Annotated in this window: 12 protein-coding genes and 1 rRNA gene; 10 read left to right on the forward strand and 3 right to left on the reverse strand. The window is 66.2% G+C overall.

Translation table 11 applies throughout. From position 1 onward, the window contains the following. Positions 1–4 precede the first annotated feature (4 nt). A 5S ribosomal RNA gene (rrf, locus tag GTP41_RS26520) occupies positions 5–117 on the forward strand. Positions 118–159: 42 nt separating this feature from the next. Here rrf and GTP41_RS26525 read toward each other — a convergent pair. Both GTP41_RS26525 and GTP41_RS26530 read right to left on the reverse strand, forming a co-directional pair. Beyond that, positions 160–1,239 carry a S41 family peptidase gene (locus GTP41_RS26525; RefSeq protein WP_161028597.1) on the reverse strand — a complete coding sequence of 360 codons (1,080 nt, stop codon included), beginning with the start codon at positions 1,237–1,239 and terminating at the stop codon, positions 160–162. A gap of 114 nt (positions 1,240–1,353) precedes the next feature. After that, complete coding sequence (locus GTP41_RS26530) at positions 1,354–2,871, reverse strand: M20/M25/M40 family metallo-hydrolase (protein ID WP_161028598.1); 1,518 nt, start codon at positions 2,869–2,871, stop codon at positions 1,354–1,356. 365 nt (positions 2,872–3,236) lie between these two features. Between GTP41_RS26530 and GTP41_RS27580 the strand changes: the two genes are divergently transcribed. From GTP41_RS27580 to GTP41_RS26575, 9 genes are all read left to right on the forward strand, one after another. Further along, positions 3,237–3,383: a penicillin acylase family protein gene (locus tag GTP41_RS27580; protein WP_229503103.1), complete on the forward strand. Its 147-nt coding sequence runs from the start codon at positions 3,237–3,239 to the stop codon at positions 3,381–3,383. A gap of 87 nt (positions 3,384–3,470) precedes the next feature. Next, a complete protein-coding gene (locus GTP41_RS26540; protein ID WP_161028599.1) occupies positions 3,471–3,746 on the forward strand; it encodes an STAS domain-containing protein in 276 nt (91 codons plus the stop codon). Positions 3,747–3,758: 12 nt separating this feature from the next. Next, the gene (locus tag GTP41_RS26545; protein WP_161028600.1) at positions 3,759–5,837 is read left to right on the forward strand and encodes a chemotaxis protein CheA; all 2,079 of its coding nucleotides are present in this window, start codon (positions 3,759–3,761) and stop codon (positions 5,835–5,837) included. 10 nt (positions 5,838–5,847) lie between these two features. Next, positions 5,848–7,467 (forward strand): methyl-accepting chemotaxis protein, encoded by a 1,620-nt coding sequence (locus GTP41_RS26550; RefSeq protein WP_161028601.1) that lies wholly within the window; start codon positions 5,848–5,850, stop codon positions 7,465–7,467. Positions 7,468–7,476: 9 nt separating this feature from the next. Further along, entirely contained in the window at positions 7,477–7,959 is a 483-nt protein-coding gene (locus tag GTP41_RS26555; protein WP_161028602.1) for a chemotaxis protein CheW, read from the forward strand. Continuing rightward, positions 7,947–8,759 carry a CheR family methyltransferase gene (locus tag GTP41_RS26560; protein WP_161028603.1) on the forward strand — a complete coding sequence of 271 codons (813 nt, stop codon included), beginning with the start codon at positions 7,947–7,949 and terminating at the stop codon, positions 8,757–8,759. The genes GTP41_RS26555 and GTP41_RS26560 overlap by 13 nt, the downstream gene beginning before the upstream one ends. Before the next feature lies 1 nt (position 8,760). Further along, the gene (locus tag GTP41_RS26565; protein ID WP_202419899.1) at positions 8,761–9,249 is read left to right on the forward strand and encodes a chemotaxis protein CheD; all 489 of its coding nucleotides are present in this window, start codon (positions 8,761–8,763) and stop codon (positions 9,247–9,249) included. Next, positions 9,246–10,376, forward strand: coding sequence for a protein-glutamate methylesterase/protein-glutamine glutaminase (locus GTP41_RS26570; RefSeq protein ID WP_161028604.1), 1,131 nt, complete (start codon positions 9,246–9,248; stop codon positions 10,374–10,376). The genes GTP41_RS26565 and GTP41_RS26570 overlap by 4 nt, the downstream gene beginning before the upstream one ends. After that, complete coding sequence (locus tag GTP41_RS26575; RefSeq protein ID WP_161028605.1) at positions 10,363–11,628, forward strand: EAL domain-containing response regulator; 1,266 nt, start codon at positions 10,363–10,365, stop codon at positions 11,626–11,628. The genes GTP41_RS26570 and GTP41_RS26575 overlap by 14 nt, the downstream gene beginning before the upstream one ends. On the opposite strand, the gene GTP41_RS26580 is transcribed toward GTP41_RS26575, so the two are convergent. After that, complete coding sequence (locus tag GTP41_RS26580) at positions 11,591–12,799, reverse strand: sensor histidine kinase (protein ID WP_161028606.1); 1,209 nt, start codon at positions 12,797–12,799, stop codon at positions 11,591–11,593. The genes GTP41_RS26575 and GTP41_RS26580 overlap by 38 nt on opposite strands. Positions 12,800–13,023: the final 224 nt, after the last annotated feature.

Genomic DNA, 13,023 nt, shown 5'->3' on the forward strand with positions numbered 1-13,023 from the left:
TATGCCTGATGACCATAGCAAGTCGGTCCCACCCCTTCCCATCCCGAACAGGACCGTGAAACGACTTTGCGCCGATGATAGTGCTGCAACCAGTGTGAAAGTAGGTTATCGTCAGGCTCTTATTAGAAAAGCCCGCTGACATGTGTCAGCGGGCTTTTTTCATCTCCGCTCCGCCTGCAACGCGGCAATTCGCGCCTGCATGCGTCCGGCGCGCGCCTTATCCACTTCCTTCTCCATCATGCCAGCAAGGATCGCCTGCTGCGCTGCAGCCAGGGCTTGTCCCGCCGGCACGGCGATATCCGGCGCAACGCCTGTGTCTTCCCAGTTACCGCCATTGGTGATCTTGCTGACCGTGCGACCATTCGGCACGAACGCCTGGAAGTGTGCGCTCAAGCGTTCGAAATCGCCGGGGTGCGCGCCGCCGGCCGTATTCTCACCCACAATCCTGGCACGTTTGAGGTGCTTCATCGCATAGCTAAAGTCTTCCGCAGCGGAGAAAGTGCGGTCGCTGGTCAGGATAAAGACCTCCTTCCCGCCGCCCAGGCGCACGCCTTCCAACCTATCGCGGGTCCGCATAGGCTCGACCCGGTTGCCCTTGCGGTATTCAATATCGCTCAGGTGCAGCGGTTGGTCGAGCAGGTAGCTGGCCAACAGCGCGACGGTCTCCGGCTCGCCGCCGCCGTTGCGGCGCAGGTCGATAATCACGGCATTGGAATTGGCCAGCAAAGTCATGGCGGCACCGATCGAGGCGGCCGACGCATCCGCCCGCGCGAAGACGCGGAAGTCGAGGTAGCCAATATTGAACGGCAGCCGTTCGACGCGGTCGATGCCGAAGTTCATCGACTTGAGCTCGGCCAGTTCGGCCGCGCGCTCCGCCGCCGACTGGACGCCGCCACCCGCGCCTTCCGGAATCGGCTGTTCGCTGTACACCACCAGCAGGTGCTGGTCATTGTTGATGGCGCGGAGATCTGTGGTCAGCACCTCGGCCAGCGTGCGGGCACTGCTGATGTCCTTGTAGGCGCCGCTGGCCTGGCGTGTGCGCAAGGCCTTTTCCATCTGCTTCGCTTTGTCCGGGAACACGTAGTTGCTGTTCAGGGTCTTGACCAGCTGGTCGATCAACTGCTCGCGTGCGTGGGCTGCAATGGTCATGTCGGCCTGGTTGCGCTGCAGTGGCGCCTGGGCCATGGCCGGCCCGGCGAGACAGCTTGCGGCCAGGATCAGCGTAGCGATACGTTTCATGATTTTCCTTTCTATTGAGGAGGCGATGGATTAATCATAACATTTTACATAAGCGCTTATGTAAAGTAATCAAAAAATGCCAGGCTGCGCGGGGCTAGCCTGGCTCGCCCGCGATTATTGCGGACGGTAAGTGACCTTCAGGTTGTAGGTGGATGCTTTGTAACCATTCAGCATGACGTAGACATCGCCATTCGCGGTGATGCTCACGCTGCAGGTTTCAGTGGAAGTGGCGCCATCCGATTTGCAGGTATAGCTGCTGGTGGTCGGCGCCGAGCCTTTGCGTACATACAGGTCGGCATCGCCGGTGCCCGTGACTTCCGCCTTGAAGGTGCCGACGCCGGCCTTGAAGGGGCCAAAATTGGCTTTCTGGTTCAGGGCCAGGCTGCCGCTGTAATTCTGCACTGTGTCGCCGATGCCCGGACCATCGCTGCCCAGCTCCACCGCATACGCAGCGGCCAGCTTGGCGAACTTCAGCGCGTGGTCGGCCTGGTTGCCGGAGTTGGCGTAAGTGTCGTTGGCGGTGTGGATGTGCGGATTGTCCTGGCCATCAAGCGTCTCGAATGGGAAGGAGGCCGGGTAGCCCTGGTTATGCCAGGAGGCGTGGTCGGAACAGGCGTAACCGCAGGCGCTGGTGCCCACCGTGACCGTTGGCGTATAGGCCGAGATCAGCGAGGTGAGGAAGGTGTTCTGCTGGCTGTCGGTGTAGTCGGTGTAGATCCAGATATCCTTGGCCGAGCCACGGTAGTTGGTCATGTCCAATTGCAGCACGCCGACCACATTCACGTTGTTGGCCTTGAAGTTGGCCGCGATATCCTTGGAGCCGAGCAGGCCCGCTTCCTCCGCCGCGTAGCCGATGATCTTGATCGTGCGGCGCGGCTTGTAGCCGGCGGCGATCATGGCGCGCGCAGCCTCGGTCAGGCTGGCGATGCCAGAGGCGTCGTCGTCGGCGCCGGGCGAGCGCGAGGTCTCGCCATTGCCGCTCATATTGATGGTGTCCAGGTGGCCGCCCATGACCACCACTTCGGAGCCGTTGTCGGTGCCATTGATGGTCATGATGACGGACTTCTGGTTGTAGCCAGCGTGGGTGAACTGGGCCACGCTGATATCGCTGCGCCCCGCCGCCAAAGTGGTCCATTTTTGCGCCAGCCAGTTGGAGGCGTTGGCGCCGTTGGTGGTGCGGTAATAGCGGTTGGCGAAGTTCGACAGGTCGATGATGGTCTGAGCAATGTTCGAAGCCTGCAGGGCGGGCAGCACGCCGTTGACGGTGCTCTGGTTGTCGATCGCATAGCTCGGGCGGCTGGCCGCCAGTGCCAGCGGCTGCATGGCGTTGGCCTTGGCCAGCGCCTGGCGGCCTTCCTCTTCGCTGGCGTGCGCCATGAAGCCGCCGCAGCGCTTCAGTTCCTTGTGGATGGCGGCGGAGAGCTTCAGCAGCGCCGCCTCATCGACTTGCACCAGGTGGACCTTCTCCTTGCCCTGGCCTGGCTTGCTTTGCTTGGCAATGGCATGCGGGGCTGCGGCTTGCAACTTGGCGTAGGCGGCATCGCCAACGGTAATCCAGGTGGTGGGGTTGGCGTTTGCTGCCCAGGTGGTCAACAGTCCTGCCGCCAGTACTGCCGGGGTGAGTCGCTTCATTTCGTCTCCCTATGGAAAAGGTGCGCAAAAAAAAATGCACCCGGGGCGGGTGCATTTGTCAAAAATCTTAGCAGATTGTTGGTCTCGCACGATTATGTACAGATTTGATTTTGCTCAAGTGTCGCGCAAACGCCGCGCCCATCATGGATGCGTAGCTCTGATCAAGGGAGGACCACCATGAGCGCACGCTTACCGGCCGCCTGTGCGGCCCTTATCCTGGCAGCCTGCAACAACAGCGGCAGCAACGGCCGCATTCTACCGCCGCCACCGCCCCAATTTGCCGCCGAGGTCACCCGCACCAGCTATGGCGTGGTGCATGTCAAGGCGGACGATTTTTCCGGCGTCGGCTACGGCCCGGCCTACTGCTGTATGGCCAGTCCACCGACCCGCGTTCCGCCTACTACGCCGACCAGTTGCCGCTGTACGCCGGCAAGCAGCTGCCGCTGTTGCCCTTCACCGCGGCGGCCATCAGCGCCGACCCGGCGCGCAGCGTGCGGCGCTTGAGCGAGTAAGGATTGGTTTTTTTGCCATGTTTGCCCAGTTGGTAATTGCCCACGCCGGGCTTGCAAGGCTTCTGGCGTGGGCATACGATGGGCGGCATGAGCCCATCGCCCACCCAGACCCCGGCACTGCTATTCATCGAAGGAGACCTGACGATCCGCCGCGTGCAGGAGCTGAAAGACGTGCTGCTGGCACGGCTGGCGCAATCGCCTGCGCTGGAAGTGGACCTGGCGGGGGTGACGGAAATCGACAGCGCCGGCGTCCAGCTGCTCCTGCTGGCGCAGCGCATGGCGCGCGCCAGCCACAAGGAGTTGCAACTGGTGGCGCACAGCCCTGCCGTCGCCGCGCTGTTTGGCCTGCTGCGCATCCAATAGAAGGCCGCCCCCATGAACCTGGACGAAGGCTTGCAGGCGTTTGTCACCGAGGCGGGGGAGTTGCTGGCTGAAATGGAGGCGGGCCTGCTGCACCTGGGCGACCCGGCGGCGCGCGAGGAAGCGGTCAATGCCATCTTCCGCGCGGCGCATACCATCAAGGGCACGGCCGGCCTGTTTGCGCTCGATTACATCGTTCTGTTCACCCACGCCGTGGAGAGCGTGCTGGAAGAAGTGCGCAACGGCGCCTTGCCGCTGGAGCCGGAGCTGGTGGCGCTGCTGCTCGATTGCGCCGACCAGATCGCGGCCATGGTGCGCGACGTGGAACGCGGCGGGCATGGCGATTTCGGCGATCGCTGCGGCCCGCAACTGGCGGCGCTGCACGCTTACCTGGCGCCGGCGCCGGGCCTGGCCGACCTGCTGCCGGAGCGCGTGCTGGCAGCGGCGCCGGAGGAGGGGCGCTGGCTGGTGTCGCTGGAATTCGGGCGCGATGTGTTCCGCCAGGGCATGGACCCGGCCGCCTTCATCGCCTACCTGGGCCGCCTGGGACGCATCGTGGCGCTGGCCACCGTGGCCGATGGCTTGCCGCCGCCCGAGCACATGGATCCGCTCAGTTGCTATCTCGGTTTCGAGCTCGTGCTGGAAACGGCGGCCGGGGCCGAAGAAATCAGCAAGGTGTTCGAGTTCCTGCACGATGAATGCACGCTGCGCCTGCTGCCGCCGGGCAGCCGCGCCGAAGATTACCAGCAGCTGGCGAATACGCTGCCCCTGCACGCCGCGGCGCTGGCGCAAGTGCTGCAAGCGGCCGGCCTGGGCACGGTGGCGCCGCCGCCCCAGCCTGCCGCCACGCCCGTGGCGCCGGCTGCCGATGTGGCCGACGGTGCTGCGCCGGCGCTGCTGGCGCCGGCAGCGGGACCAGCCCCGGCGCGCGGCGCCGAAAGCCGCACCATCCGCGTCGATGCCGAGCGCCTGGGCCAGTTGATCAACCTGGTCGGCGAACTGATTACCGCCAGCGCCCGCACCCAGATGCTGGCCAGCCGCTTCAAGGACGCCGCCCTGCAGGACAGCAGCAGCGTGCTGGGCGAGCTGGTGGAGCAGGTGCGCGACAGCGCGCTGCAGCTGCGCATGGTGAAGATCGGCGCCACCTTCAACCGTTTCCAGCGCGTGGTGCACGACGTGGCGCGCGAAATCGGCAAGGACATCCGCCTGGTCCTGAGCGGCGAGGAGGTGGAGCTGGACAAGACCATGGTGGAACGCATCGGCGAGCCGCTGACGCACCTGGTGCGCAATGCCATCGACCACGGCATCGAAGCGGCCGGCTTGCGGCGCCAGCGCGGCAAGCCGGCGCAAGGCACCGTGTCGCTGAACGCCTACCACGACTCGGGCAGCATCGTGATCGAGGTGGGCGACGACGGCGGCGGCCTGCAGCGCGAGCGCATTCACGCCTGCGCCGTGGAGCGCGGCCTGCTCGACCCCGAGCACAAGCCGGCCGACAGCGAACTGTTTGCCCTGGTCTTTGAGCCGGGGTTCTCGACCGCGGCCCAGGTCACCAGCCTGTCCGGACGCGGCGTCGGCATGGATGTCGTGAAGCGGCATATCGAAGCGCTGCGCGGCAGCATCGCCATCGACAGCGCGGCAGGACTCGGCACCACGGTGCGCGTGCGCCTGCCGCTGACCCTGGCCATCATGGACTGCATGCTGGTCACGGTCGGCGCCTCGCGCTTTGCCATCCCGCTCGGCACCATCGAAGAATGCGTCGAGTACGAGCAGGACGGGGCCCGCGGCTTTGTCGACTTGCGCGGCGAGGCGCTGCCGACGGTGCCGCTGCGCGCGCTGTTCCGCCTGCCGGGCAGCGCGCCGCGGCGCGAGAGCGTGCTGGTGGTGCGCCATGCCGGGCAGCGCGCCGGGCTGGTGGTCGACAGCCTGCAGGGCCAGTGCCAGGCGGTGATCAAGCCGCTGAGCCCGGTCTTTAGCGGCATCGCCTGCCTGAGCGGCTCCACGGTCCTGGGCAGCGGCGACGTGGCTTTGATCCTTGATGTACCGGCCCTGCTCAAGCAGCTGCAGGCAAGGCCGGCCGGCAACCTGGCAGCTTAGGAGCGGAACGATGCAGAGAAGACTCACGGTGGGGATGCGCCTTGGCCTGCTGGTCGCGGTGCTGGTATCGATGATGGCGGGCATCGGCTTGGCCGGCATGCGCGGCATGGAATTTAGCAATGCGCGTTTGAAAACCACGTACGACGACCGCACCGTGGCGTTGATCTACCTGAGCAAAGTCAATGAATACATGCTGCGCTCGCGGCACCGCATGGTCATGACCGCCGCCGCCACCAGCATTCCGGACGCCGAGGCGGCGCAGCAGGGCGACGCCGCCCACCAGGAGCTGATCCGCAAGAACTGGAATGCCTATATGGCCACCACCCTCACGCCGGAGGAGCAGCAGCTGGCGGCCGCCTACACGGTGGCCTGGAACGGTTGGCAGGATCTGCGCAGCGCCATAGTGCAGCAGGCGCGCGGCGGCAAGCATAAGGAGGCGCTGGCAGCGGCGCGCGCCGCCGACCCGCCGTTCCGCGCCGTGCTGGCGGCGATGGCGCGCCTGATCGAGCTGCAGGAGCGCGTGGCGCGCGAAGAGTACGACGCGGCCACGGCGCAGACGGCGCAAACCTTGCGCACCAATGCCATCCTGCTCGGCAGCGGCCTGCTGGCGGGCGTGTTGCTGTCGCTGTGGATGATCCGCAACCTGCTGCGCCAGCTGGGCGGGGAGCCGAACTACGCCGCCCATATCGTGCAGGAGGTGGCGCAGGGCAACCTGGCGGTACAGATCGCGCTGAAAAAAGGCGACCAGGGCAGCCTGCTGGCATCGATGAAGGCCATGGTGGACAAGCTGTCCGGCGTGGCGTCGGAAGTGAGCAACGGCGCGCTGGCGCTGGCGGCGGCGTCGGAGCAGGTCAGCGCCACCGCGCAGTCGCTGTCGCAGGCGGCCAGCCAGCAGGCGGCCAGCGTGGAAGAGACCAGCGCCTCGGTCGAGCAGATGAGCGCCTCGATCAGCCAGAACACCGACAATGCGCGCATTACCGACGGTACGGCCGCCAAGGCCGCCGGCGAGGCCAGCGAAAGCGGCGAGGCGGTGCGCAGCACGCTGGCCGCCATGCGCGATATCGCCAAACGCATCATGATCATCGACGACATCGCCTACCAGACCAATTTGCTGGCGCTGAACGCCGCGATCGAGGCGGCGCGCGCCGGCGAGCATGGCAAGGGCTTTGCCGTGGTGGCGGCCGAGGTGCGCAAGCTGGCCGAGCGCAGCCAGGTGGCGGCGCAGGAGATCGGCGACCTGGCCGCCGGCAGCGTGCAGACCGCCGAACGGGCGGGCAGCCTGCTGGACGCCATGGTGCCGGCCATCCAGCAAACTTCGCGCCTGGTGCAGGAGATCACCGCCGCGTCGGTGGAGCAGGCGTCCGGCGTGGGCCAGATCAATATGGCGATGGGGCAGTTAAGCCAGGCCACCCAGCAAAACGCCGCCGGCGCCGAGGAGCTGGCCTCGACGGCGGAGGAGATGAGCAGCCAGGCCGAGGAGCTGCAGCAGCTGGTGCGCTTCTTCCGCGTGGCGCAGCAGGAAGGCGTGCGCCGCAGCGTGGAGGTGATGCGCCCGCCCGGCCCGCGCGCGCGCCACCGCACGCTGGCGCGCGTGCCGCCTGTCGATGAAAGCAACTTCACCCGATTTTGAGGGGCCGGTATGGAAGCCGAACACCAGTACCTCAGTTTCCGCGTGGGCGAAGAAACGTTCGCGCTGGGCATCCTTGCGGTGCGCGAGATCATCGAGTACGGTGGCGTGACCGAGGTGCCGATGATGCCGCCCTGCGTGCGCGGCGTGATCAACCTGCGCGGCGCCGTGGTGCCGGTGCTGGACCTGGCCAGCCGCCTCGGGCGCGGCGCCAGCAGCATCGGTCGGCGCAGCTGCATCGTCATCGTGGAAATGGGCGAGCCGCCGGAGCAGCAGGTGCTCGGCCTGCTGGTTGATGCGGTCAACGCGGTGCTGGACATCGGCGCCGCGCAGATCGAGCCGCCGCCCAGCTTTGGTGCGGGCCTGCGCAATGATTTCATCGACGGCCTGGGAAAGGTCAACGGCAAGTTTGTCATCATGGTCAACCTTGCGGCGGTATTGAACGTGCCGGAAATCGCGGCCATGGCGGGCGAAGGAGCAGCATGCAAGCAGTAGCACCCCTGACGGACGGCGAGTTCGCGCAATTCCAGCGCTTCATCCATGATGCGGCGGGGATCGCCCTGTCCGACGCCAAGAAGCCGCTGGTGTCGGGGCGCCTGGCCAAACGCCTGCATCAGCTGCAATTCGACAGCTACGGCACCTATTTCCAGTTGATCGCCAGCGGCCGGGTGCCGGAAGAGACGCAGCTCGCGATCGACCTGCTGACCACCAATGAAACCTACTTTTTCCGCGAAGCGCGGCATTTCGAGCACCTGCGCGGCCTGCTGCAGGAGCGGCGGCAAGGCGATGCGGCCTTCCGCGTCTGGAGCGCCGCCTGTTCCACCGGCGAGGAGCCGTACTCGATTGCCATGGTGCTGGCCGACCTGCTGCCGGCGCAAAGCTGGGAAGTGCTGGCCTCCGACATCAGCGCCCGCGTACTCGACACCGCGCGCAGCGGGCACTATCCGATGACGCGCGCCAGCCATGTGCCGCCGGACTACCTGCGGCGCTTCTGCCTAAAAGGCATCGACGTGGAGGAGGGCACCTTGCTGGTGTCGCGCGTGCTGCGCGAATGCGTGGAGTTCGCCCAGGTCAACCTGAACGCGGCGCGCCTGCCGGCGCTGGGCAGGTTCGACGTGATCTTCCTGCGCAATGTGCTGATCTATTTCGACGCGCCGACCAAGCGCCGCGTAGTGCAGCGCGTGCTCGAATGCCTGCGCGCGGGCGGCCACCTGTATATCGGCCATTCGGAGAGCCTGCACGACCTGGGGCTGCCGCTGCGCACCGTGGCGCCGGCCATCTACCGCAAGGAATGAGATGGAAACCGGTGCCGTGATCGAGGTCTACCTGCTGCCCGGTGAGTACTTCGTGGGCAATGCGCGCTACCGCATCCGCACGGTGCTGGGCTCCTGCGTTTCGATCACGCTGTGGCACCGGCGCCTGCGCATCGGCGCCATGTCGCACTTCCTCCTGTCCGAGCGGGACGGCGAGGCGGGCGAGGGCCTGAGCGGGCGCTATGGCCGCGATGCCATGGCGCTGATGGTGGCGCAGCTGAAGGAGCGCGGCGTGCCGGTGCTGGAGTGCGAGGCCAAGGTGTTCGGCGGCGGCACCATGTTCCCCGGCATCGAGGCCAGCGCCGCGCCGGGCATCGGCCAGCGCAACGGGCTGGCGGCGGAACAGCTGTTGGCGGAATACGGCATCCCGGTGGTGTCGGAAAGCCTGTTCGGCACCGGCCACCGGCACATCCTGTTCGATGTCGCCACCGGCGACGTTTGGGTGCGCCAGGGCGAAAAAGGAGCGGCATGAAGCAGATCAAGGTCATGGTGGTGGACGATTCGGCCGTGGTGCGGCAGGTGCTGAGCGGTCTGCTCGGGCGCGAACCGGACATGCAGGTGACGTATGCCGTGGCCGACCCCATCCTGGCCAGCGAGCGCATGCGGCTGCAATGGCCGGACGTGGTGGTGCTGGATATCGAGATGCCGCGCATGGACGGCATCACCTTCCTGCGCAAGATCATGGCCGAACGGCCCACGCCGGTGGTGATCTGCTCCTCGCTGACGGAAAAGAACACGCGCACTTCCATGGATGCGCTGGCGGCCGGCGCGGTGGCCGTGGTGTGCAAGCCCAGGATGGATTTGCGCCAGTCGCTGCACGACGGCTGCGATGAACTGGTGGCCGCCGTGCGCAGCGCCGCGCAGGCCCGCCTGCAGGCGCCGGCGCCGGTCATCGGCAGCGCTCGGCCGGCACCCCTGCAGAGCGTACCGGGCGTGCCGGCCGCTAAACTGAGCGCCGACGCCATCCTGCCGCCGATGAGCGAGGGCGCCGCGCCGATGCGCGGCAGCGGCAGGGTAGTGGCGCTGGGCACTTCCACCGGCGGCACCCAGGCACTGGAACGGGTGCTCACCGAACTGACGCCTGCCGCGCCGGGCATCGTCATCGTGCAGCACATGCCGGAGCAGTTCACCGCCGCTTTCGCCGAGCGTCTGAATAGCCTGTGCCAGATCACCGTCCGGGAGGCGCGCAACAACGACCCGGTGCTGCCCGGGCAAGCGCTGATCGCCCCGGGCGGCCGCCACATGCTGCTGCGGCGCGGCCCGACCCAGTACTTTGTGGAGGTGGTCGACGGCCCGCTGGTGAACCGCCACCGGCCTTCGGTCGATGTGCTGTTCCGCTCCGTCGCCAAGTGCGCCGGCGCCAGCGCGCTTGGCATTATCATGACCGGCATGGGCGACGACGGTGCCGTCGGCCTGCTGGAGATGCGCCAGTCCGGCGCGCGCACCCTGGCGCAGGACGAGCAAAGTTGCGTGGTGTACGGCATGCCGCGCGAGGCGGTCAAGCGCGGCGCGGCGGAGCGCAGCGTGGCGCTGGATGCGATCAGCCGCGAAATCCTGCAATATGGCAGCGGGGAAAGGAGGTCGAATGAAGGACTTTAGTGCAAGCACGGCCCTCATCGTCGAAGACAGCACGGTGCAGCGCGAGCACGTCATCGGGCTGCTGCGCCAGATCGGCTTCGGCCAGGTGCTGTCGGCCAACGACGGCATCAACGCCCTGCGCACGCTGGAACAGCATGGCATGCCGGTGGACCTGGTGCTGACCGACCTCGATATGCCGGGCATGGACGGCGTGGAGCTGATCCAGCAATTGGCCAAGCGGCGCCTGGCGGCCAACCTGATTGCCGCCTCCGCCAACCAGCCGCGCCTGCAGGAAGCGGCGCGCAGCCTGCCTGGCGACTGCGCCATGCGCCTGCTGGCCACCATCGCCAAACCGGTGCGCCTGGAGGCGCTGCAAGCCCTGTTGAATACGGCGCCCATGCTGGCGCTGGCCGACCTGGAGCAGGCCGATGCCGCAGGCGGCGCCAGTGCCGCCGACATTGAGCAAGCCCTGGCCGAGGGTCAGTTTTTTCCGCTGTACGCGCCGCGCGTGGCACTTGACAGCGGTCGTTTGCTGGGCATCGCCGTGCAGGGGCGCTGGCGGCACCCGCAGCGCGGCTTGCTCGATAGCGCCGCCATTCTGCCAGCCCTGGCCGGCGACACTGAGCTTGCCGGTTCGGTCGTGCTGGCGCTGGTGCGACAAGCGGCGGCCGACTTGCGCGGCTGGCAGGAGATGGGACTGGCATCCATCAAGCTGTCCTTGCCGCTGCCGGCCGAACTGCTGGACGACCTGGGCGAACTGGGACGGCTGGTAGCCGGCATCCAGTCGCAGGAGCTCAAGCCGGCCAGCGTGAGCTGGGAAATCAGCGAAGCGGTGGTCGCCGCCTGCAAGGCCGACGCGCTGCACAATATTGGCCGCATCAGTTTGCGCGGCTACGGCATCGGGGCCGTGCATTGCGGCCGCTATGAGGCGCGCACGCGCGACTTTGCCTGCTTCCCGCTATCGGACATCACAATCGACCCCTTGTTCGTGCACGAGGCGGCGCAGCGCAGCCACCGCCGGCCCTTACTCGAGGGGCTGCTGGCCATGGCGGGCAAGCTGGGCGTTCCGGTGTGCGCCGACGGCATCGAGAAGCTGGAAGACTGGACCTTGATGCGCGAGTTGGGTTGCAGCGCGGGCCAGGGGCCGCTGGTGGGCGAGCCGATGCCGGCCGGGCAGTTCGTGGCATGGTTCAAGGAAAACCGCGAACGCCTGCGCAACTGCGCGTCGACCCGCCTCAGTGACGTGGCGCCTCCAGCGGCAGGTGCAGCGTAAAGCAGGTGCCGCGACCCTCGCCGCTGCTGACGGTGATGCGGCCGCCCAGCATATCGCTCACAATGCTGTGGCAGATATGCAGGCCCAGTCCCGAGCCGCCGACCCCCATCTTGGTGGTGAAGAAGGGGTCGAATATGCGCTCCTGGTTGGCGTTGCTGATGCCGTTGCCGTTATCGCGCACGTGCAGCGCGATCCAGTCCTCCTTATCGTATTCCGCCACCAGCTCCACTTTGCCTTCGTCGCGCCCATCAAAGGCATGCATGATGGCGTTATTCACCAGATTGGCGATGACCTGGCCCAGCGGGCCGGGGTAGCTGTCCATCATCAGCTCGGCCGGCACGTCCTGCACCACCTCGAAGGGCGTGCGCTTAATCGACGGCATCAGGGTCAGCACATTCCCCGCCACCACCTCGGCCAGCAGGAAGGTGCGGCGTTGGGTGCTGGTCTGGTCCACCGCCACCTGCTTGAAGTTGGTGACCATGTCGGCCGCACGCTGCAGGTTGCGCATCAGGATCTCGGTGGTGGTGCTGGCATTCTCCAGGTAGCCCACCAGCTCCGAGCGGCGCATGCTCTCGCCCTTGGCAAATAGGTTCCGGACCTGGCCGGTTTGCGCCTCAAAGGTGCTGGCCACCATCAGGCTGTTGCCGATCGGCGTATTCAGCTCATGGGCGATGCCTGCCACCAGGGAGCCCAGGGCCGCCAGCTTTTCCTGGTGCACCAGGTCCTCCTGTGCCCGCGCGAGCGATTCGTAGGCCTGCTTCAGCTCATCGTTCGCACGGCGCAGGGCAATATGGGTATTAATACGGGCCAGCACCTCCTCCACCTGGAACGGCTTCGTGATGTAATCGACACCGCCGGCGGTAAAGCCGCTGACGATCTGTTTGGCATCGCTCAGTCCCGTCATGAAGATCACCGGCACGTCGCGTGTCTCGGCATCGGCTTTCAGGCGGCGGCAGGCCTCAAAGCCGTCCAGGCCGGGCATCACGATATCGAGCAGGATCAGGTCGGGCTCGGCCAGGGCCGCGCGCATGATGCCTTCGCGCGCGTCGTGCGCCAGCACGACCAGGAAGCCATGCCGGCTCAGGTGGTCCAGCAGGGCGAGCAGCAAGGTCGGCGAATCATCGACGACCAGGACAGTTGGTGGGCGTGGTTGAACTTGTTCAGTTGGCATCCCAGACCTTTTTCACGTGCCGCCCTTGCGAAAGCTTGGTCGGCTTGCTATAGTTCTGTCCCTCGCAACGCAACGCAGATAAAACTGCAGAGCGAAACGAGAAAAAGAAGGGGTTGACGAGTTGCACGCTGTACCGCATAATCTCGCCTCTCTGCTGCTGACGAACACAACGCTTCGTCGAACAAACAGGCAGCGATCTTTAAAAATCAACAGTCGATAAGTGT

This window comes from Pseudoduganella guangdongensis (genome assembly GCF_009857475.1).
In the GTDB taxonomy this organism is placed as follows: Bacteria; Pseudomonadota; Gammaproteobacteria; order Burkholderiales; family Burkholderiaceae_D; genus Rugamonas; species Rugamonas guangdongensis.